This window comes from Frankia sp. AgKG'84/4 (assembly GCF_023242965.2).
Taxonomy (GTDB): Bacteria; Actinomycetota; Actinomycetes; order Frankiales; family Frankiaceae; genus Frankia.
Map to the genome: position 1 here is coordinate 1 of NZ_JALKFU020000301.1, position 6334 is coordinate 6334.

Below are 6334 nucleotides of genomic sequence, written 5' to 3' on the forward strand. Positions count from 1 at the left end.
GCCGACACGGGGTCGGCCTGGTCGGGCTGACCGGCGGGGTCCTCGCCAACGCCACGCTGCTGCGGGCCTGCCGCGACCGGTTGGAGTCCGCCGGCTTCGAGGTTCTCGTTCACCACGTGGTGCCGCCCGGCGACGGCGGGCTGGCACTCGGCCAGGCCGTCGTCGCCGCACTGGGCGGCACCACGACCGGCGGCACGACCACAGGCGGCACGACCACAGGCGGCACGACCACAGGCGGCACGACCACAGGCGGCGTTCCGGCGCCGCCCACCGACGAGAAGGGACCCTGACCCATGTGCCTGGGCATTCCGGGCCGGATCACCAAGATCTGGGACGACCGCGGCACCCGGATGGCGACCGTCGACTTCGGCGGTGTCACCCGCACGGCCTGCCTGGCCTACCTACCGGGCGCGACCATCGGGAACTACACAATCATCCACGCCGGCTTCGCGCTGACCGTCGTCGACGAGGCCGCCGCGCACCGCACGCTCGCGACGTTCCGCGAACTCGGCCTGCTCGACGACGAACTCGGCGCTCGGCAGCCGGCCGACGGGGTGGGGCGATGAAATACCTGACCGAGTTCCACGATCCGGCGTTGGCCCGCCGACTGCTGGACACGATCGCCGCGACCGCGAGGCGGCGCTGGACCGTCATGGAGGTCTGCGGCGGCCAGACGCACGCGATCATCCGCCACGGGCTCGACCAGTTCCTCGCCGACCAGGTCGAGTTCATCCACGGCCCCGGCTGCCCGGTCTGCGTCACCCCCCTGGAGATGATCGACCGGGCGCTGGCGATCGCCGCCCGCCCCGAGGTGATCTTCTGCTCGTTCGGGGACATGCTGCGGGTCCCCGGCAGCGAGACGGACCTGTTCTCGGTCCGCGCCCGCGGCGGCGACGTCCGGGTGGTGTACTCGCCGCTGGACGCCGTCAGGATCGCCGAGAACAACCGAGACCGGCAGGTGGTGTTCTTTGCGGTCGGCTTCGAGACGACCGCGCCGGCCGCGGCGATGGCGGCGGTGACGGCACGGCGCCGGTGGCTGACGAACTTCTCGATGCTCGTCAGCCATGTGCTCGTGCCGCCGGCGATGGAGGCCGTACTCGCCGCCCCCGACAACCGGGTCGCGGCGTTCCTCGCCGCCGGCCACGTGTGCACGGTGATGGGCACCGAGCAGTACGAACCCCTCGTCGCCACCTTCCGCACGCCCGTGGTCGTCACCGGATTCGAGCCCCTGGACGTCCTCGAGGGCGTCCGTCACGCCGTCGAGCAGCTCGAGTCGGGCCGGGCCGAGCTCGCGAACGCCTACCCCCGCGCGGTGCGCCCGGAGGGCAACCCGGCGGCCCGGATGATCCTCGCCGACGTCTTCACCGTGTGCGACCGCGCCTGGCGAGGCATCGGCACGATCCCCCGCTCCGGCTGGCGGCTCTCGCCCGCCTGGGCCGACCTCGACGCCGAGACCCGCTTCGACGTGGCGGACGTGCGGGTCGCCGAGCCCGCGGCGTGTCACAGCGGTGAGGTGCTGCGGGGCCTGCTCCGCCCGCCGGACTGCCCCGCCTTCGGGACGGCCTGCACGCCCCGGCGCCCGCTCGGCGCGACGATGGTCTCCGCCGAGGGCGCCTGCGCCGCCTACTTCCAGTACCGCCGTCTCGCCCCGGCCGGCCCGTCCACCCCGGCGGTGGACCGTGACTGACATCGCCGACCTGACCGGCACCGCGGACCTGACCGGCTGGACCTGCCCGGCGCCGCTGCGGGATCACGACCGGATCGTGCTCGGCCACGGCGGTGGCGGGGTGCTGTCCGGGGAGCTGGTCGAGCACCTGTTCCTCCCGGCGTTCGCCGCCGCGACCCCGCCGGATCCGACGGACGGCACCCGCCTGGCCCGTACGGGCCGGGACGACGACGGCCCAGACGATGGCGGCCCAGACGATGGCGGGCCGGCCGGCGGCGACCGGCTGGCGGACGCGGCGGTCGTGCGGATCGGCGGCGCCAGGGTCGCGTTCACCACCGACTCCTACGTCGTGCGCCCGCTGTTCTTCCCCGGCGGTTCGATCGGCGAGCTCGCCGTGCACGGCACCGTCAACGACCTGGCCTGCCGCGGCGCCCGACCGGTGGCGCTGTCCGCCGGGTTCATCCTGGAGGAGGGCCTGGAGCTCGCCGTGCTCGCCCGGGTCGCCGAGGCGATGGGCCGGGCCGCCGCGGCATGCGGGGTGCGCCTCGTCACCGGCGACACGAAGGTCGTCGAACGCGGCCTCGCCGATGGCCTGTACGTGAACACCAGCGGCCTCGGCCTTGTCCCGCCCGGCGTGGACGTCCGCCCCACCCGGGCCGCCCCTGGCGACCGGATCATCCTGTCCGGGCCGATCGGCGCGCATGGCATTGCGGTGCTCAGCGTCCGGGAGAACCTGGAGTTCGGCGGGGACGTCCGCTCCGACACCGCGCCGCTGCACGGCCTGGTCGACGCGATGCTCGCCGCGAGCGTCCCCGGCGTGCACGCGCTGCGCGACCCGACCCGCGGCGGTCTCGCGACCACCCTGTGCGAGATCGCAAGCGCCGCGCGGGTCGGCGTGGAGTTCACCGAGTCCGCCGTGCCGGTGCCACCGGCGGTCGAGGCGGCCTGCGGCTTCCTCGGCCTGGACCCGCTGCACATCGCCAACGAGGGCCGCCTCGTCGCGTTCGTCGCCGCCGCCGACGCCGACGCCGTCCTCGCCGCCATGCGGGCCCATCCCGCCGGCCGTGCGGCCACCATCATCGGCACCCTGACCACCGACCATCCGGGAATGGTCGTCGCCCGCACCGCCTTCGGCGGCACCCGCATCGTCGACCGCCCCCTCGGCGAACAACTCCCCCGCATCTGCTGAGTGCCCTGCCCCGGCCGCCAGCTCCACATGATGAGCCGTCAGCGGCCGCAATAATGCTCTGTCCAGGGCTGACGGGCCAGAACAACCTGGCTGACCTCCACAGCGCCGGCCGCGCGAAGGGCTCGCGCCGTCTCGTTGAGGCTGTGTCCGGTGGTGAAGACGTCATCGAAGACGAGCACGCTTCTACCCAGAATGACATCGGGCCGCTGCACCTTGAGCGTCGCCCGCAGCTCCTGCGCGATCCTCTCTCGCTCCCGGTAGTTCCTTGCCTCGCGCATCCGCGGGAGCCGAGCGGTCCTCTCGATCACCGGTTCGTCACCGGCGAACGGTAATCCGGACTCATCGTGCATCCGAGCCTGAGCCAGCACAAATGCAGTGTAGTCATAATGTGGATCATAGAAGCTATCTCGATAACTCGGACTGGGTATAATAAGGTCAAACCGCCCAAATTTATCCCGATTAGATTGAAGGTGTCCCAGTAGGATTCTCCCCAGGGCCACGCCATAGCCCCACTTGCGATCATCCTTCCAGGTGCGGATGACCCGGTCGAGCTGACCGACCTTCATCGCAACTGGCGCGCTCCAGTTGAATTGCCGGTCAGCGGATGAGCAGAGCCGATTGACACACACCTCCCGACCGGCAATCCGCTGCCCGCAGACGGCGCACATGTCATCACACCCCTGACCGAGGCTCCTTTGAGCGCATTCATAGCACACGGAGAAGGTGCCTGTCTCCCACAGCGGGCACTTGTCGCAGTGCCCGAAACCCGGAGACTCGGGTAGGTCGCCGTCAGGCGATGGCAGCATTTGCCCATGCTAGTGCGCCGCCCGCGACCTTTTCTGGTCGACGGCCGGCTTGAGCATCCGTAGTGTTTGGTTTGCGCTCCGCCGTTTCAGACCGCGAAGCTCCCCGGACCCGTCGACACCTAGAATCGCGGGGGTCGATTCGTGCCACACGGAGCCCGACGGAAGATCACCCTGGAATCATCGTCAACCCAACATCCACCCAAGACCCGTATATCAGGCTCGCCGCACTATCCGAACTGGAACGAGAGCTGCGCTCGCCGTTCGTCTGCCGCACGGATCTGCTCGGGCGGCACGAGAGACGTCACCACGTCTTCCACGTTGTCCACCGTGCGCACCCCGGGCCGGTCCGCATATTCGGCCGCCCATTCGTGGCTGTCTACGAGACTACGCAGCAGGAACAGCTTCTTTCCATGCTCCAGCGCGAACCTTGCCTGCATTTTGGCGCCAGAGGTGCTGGATGCCTCGATCACCACGGTGCCCTGAGAGATACCCGACATCGTGATGTTACGCCGCGGAAAGGTATGCTTCGCCGGCGGAGAATCCGGCCAGAACTGGGACACGACGGCACCTTTATCCGCTATCTCGTCGCAGAGACCTCTGTTCTCCGCCGGATAGCACTGCATAATACCGGTGCCTATCACGGCAATTGTTCTGCCGTCTTCCGCGAGGGCAGCCTGATGCGCGGCGGTGTCGATACCACGCGCCATTCCCGACACCACCGTCACGCCGTGTCCCACCAGGAGACGGGCCATTGATGCCGAGCGCCGAAGGCCGACATCGGTGGCCTTTCGGGTGCCGACCACCGCAACGCTTCGCAGATCGTCCGCCTCGAGCTGGCCTCGCACAAACAGAAAAGGAGGAAGGTTGAATATGAGCCGAAGATTGGTTGGATACGACTCGTCGAGAACTGTGTGCAGAACCGCATCGACAGATCCAGCCTGCTCAACCGCCTCTCGGGCGATGTCTTTCAGCTCGTCCAGACGAGGCAAGGCAGCACGGATGCGCTCAACATTTCTCTTCGCCTCACTCGACTGCTCTGTCGTCTGGCCGGCCAACAGACGCTCCAGGCCGTCGGGGCGCTGCGCCTCCCGCGCAATGAGGTGCTGACTCAGCCCGTCAATCCGGCACAGCGCCAGCAAGGAAATCTGACTATTGTCGATCGACATTCTGCCCACCTCCCCTGTTGCCCTGCCGGTTGCCGCTCAGATAACCCTAGAGCCGAAGACGCCATGATACCCATCGGAGGTTCTATTTCAGCACGAGCAGCATCCCTTTTGCGATTATCGCCCGGACGCTTTCAATCGGTAGATTTCCCGGCCCGAGTCGTACGCCTGTTGGGTGGACAGGCGTCGGACACGACTTTTCGGCAATGGAAGCATTGCATCGCCCGCATGTCACTCGTCGACCCGCCATGTGGCCTCCGCGTGGCGTGGTAGCTAGGTGTGGCAGCCCGCCCACGAGATGAAGGCAGGTCACCCATCCCCGATACGAACCCGCCACGCGCGTAATCACCGGGTCCACGCAGTGAGGCCGCGGATGCGGAGCAAATATGGATCATCACGGATAAGCAGCCCATCAACAAACGTCTGTACAGCTATCTGCCCCAAACGCCCGGCCATCTTTCGCCGACAGCGGTCGCCCGGGGCCGGGGCAGCCGCCGAGCAGAGGCGTGGAGCTGATATCGCGAGCCGGGGCCGGGGCTGCGGGACGGCCGTCGTCACATCAGCGACCGTGACAAAATGATCACAACTCTGTGACCACGCGACGCGTTCCCACCGATGTCCCGCACGTTGGCCGGGCGGCGCCGCCAGCCTCCGCTGGTACATCTTGGCAGGTATGTCGGCCACCGTTTACACAATGACTGGAACTCTCAGCCCTCGCCAGTAAAGAGGCACCCTGGTGGTCGGCCGACCGCCGATCAGGCGCCGCTGACCGAGCAGCCGGCCATCCGGTACGACTCTTGTGACGCCCGCTGCCGGGGCAGGCCGGGACACCGCGACCTCACGCACTAGGACGCGGCGCTGATGCGGACCACGCAGTCGTTGGCGGCCAGGTACACCTGGTCGCGGGCGCCGGAGTCGAGGCGCACCGTCGGCGCGTCGAGGGTGGCGGTCGCGACGTCGATGTCGACGCCGCTGGTGACGTCGCGCAGCGTCAGTTCGCATGCCTCGCCGCCGTTGAAGTCGCGGACCTCCACGTTGACGGCGGCGGGCGGCTGGAAGGCGCTGCTGTCACCGTTGTTCGACGCGGTGAACGGCAGGGTCGCCTCGCCGCCGCCGGGCAGGGCCTCGACCACGCAATCGGGGGCCGGATGGTCGACGTCCAGATGGAACTCGCCGGTCAGGTGGACCTGGTAGGTCACCGTCCCCCACACCGTCCCCGGCGCCGTGACCCCGGGCGGGTTCGCACCGGCACGCGGCGTCAGCGTGCACCCCGTGTCGTTCCCGGACTGACGATCGCTGATCTTCAGCCGCCACGGCCCGGTGGCGGTGTAGGTGAAACCGTCCGACGCGGCCGTGTCGCCGCCGTTCCCGCCGTCGCCGCCGCTCCCGCCGTCATCACCGCTGCCGCCGTCGCCGGTGAGCAGGACGGCGGTGACCACACCCGCGGCGACCACGACCGCCGCGATCGCGGCGGCGAGGACGGCGCGGCGTCGGCGGCGCGGCCGAGACG

General features: G+C 69.1%; 6 protein-coding genes and 1 pseudogene. 4 read left to right on the top strand and 3 right to left on the bottom strand.

All coding sequences use genetic code 11. The features are described 5' to 3' along the window. From MXD58_RS17410 to hypE, 4 genes are all read left to right on the top strand, one after another. On the top strand, positions 1–290 hold a 290-nt coding region (locus MXD58_RS17410; RefSeq protein WP_250609567.1), incomplete at its 5' end, for a Kae1-like domain-containing protein. 3 nt (positions 291–293) lie between these two features. Continuing rightward, positions 294–566 carry a HypC/HybG/HupF family hydrogenase formation chaperone gene (locus MXD58_RS17415; RefSeq protein ID WP_248840234.1) on the top strand — a complete coding sequence of 91 codons (273 nt, stop codon included), beginning with the start codon at positions 294–296 and terminating at the stop codon, positions 564–566. Beyond that, complete coding sequence (gene hypD, locus MXD58_RS17420; RefSeq protein WP_248840235.1) at positions 563–1687, top strand: hydrogenase formation protein HypD; 1125 nt, start codon at positions 563–565, stop codon at positions 1685–1687. Before MXD58_RS17415 ends, hypD begins: the two co-directional genes overlap by 4 nt. A 10-nt stretch (positions 1688–1697) precedes the next feature. Beyond that, on the top strand, positions 1698–2855 hold the full coding sequence (gene hypE, locus MXD58_RS17425) for a hydrogenase expression/formation protein HypE (RefSeq protein ID WP_248840260.1): 1158 nt from the start codon (positions 1698–1700) through the stop codon (positions 2853–2855). A 38-nt stretch (positions 2856–2893) separates the two neighbouring features. On the opposite strand, the gene MXD58_RS17430 is transcribed toward hypE, so the two are convergent. The 3 genes and pseudogenes from MXD58_RS17430 to MXD58_RS17440 form a co-directional block, all read right to left on the bottom strand. Further along, on the bottom strand, positions 2894–3523 hold the full coding sequence (locus MXD58_RS17430; protein ID WP_250609569.1) for a ComF family protein: 630 nt from the start codon (positions 3521–3523) through the stop codon (positions 2894–2896). 365 nt (positions 3524–3888) lie between these two features. Further along, positions 3889–4827, bottom strand: coding sequence for a DNA-processing protein DprA (locus tag MXD58_RS17435; protein ID WP_248840237.1), 939 nt, complete (start codon positions 4825–4827; stop codon positions 3889–3891). Between the two features lie 842 nt (positions 4828–5669). After that, positions 5670–6334, bottom strand: a pseudogene (locus MXD58_RS17440) (serine/threonine protein kinase); the annotation flags it as partial.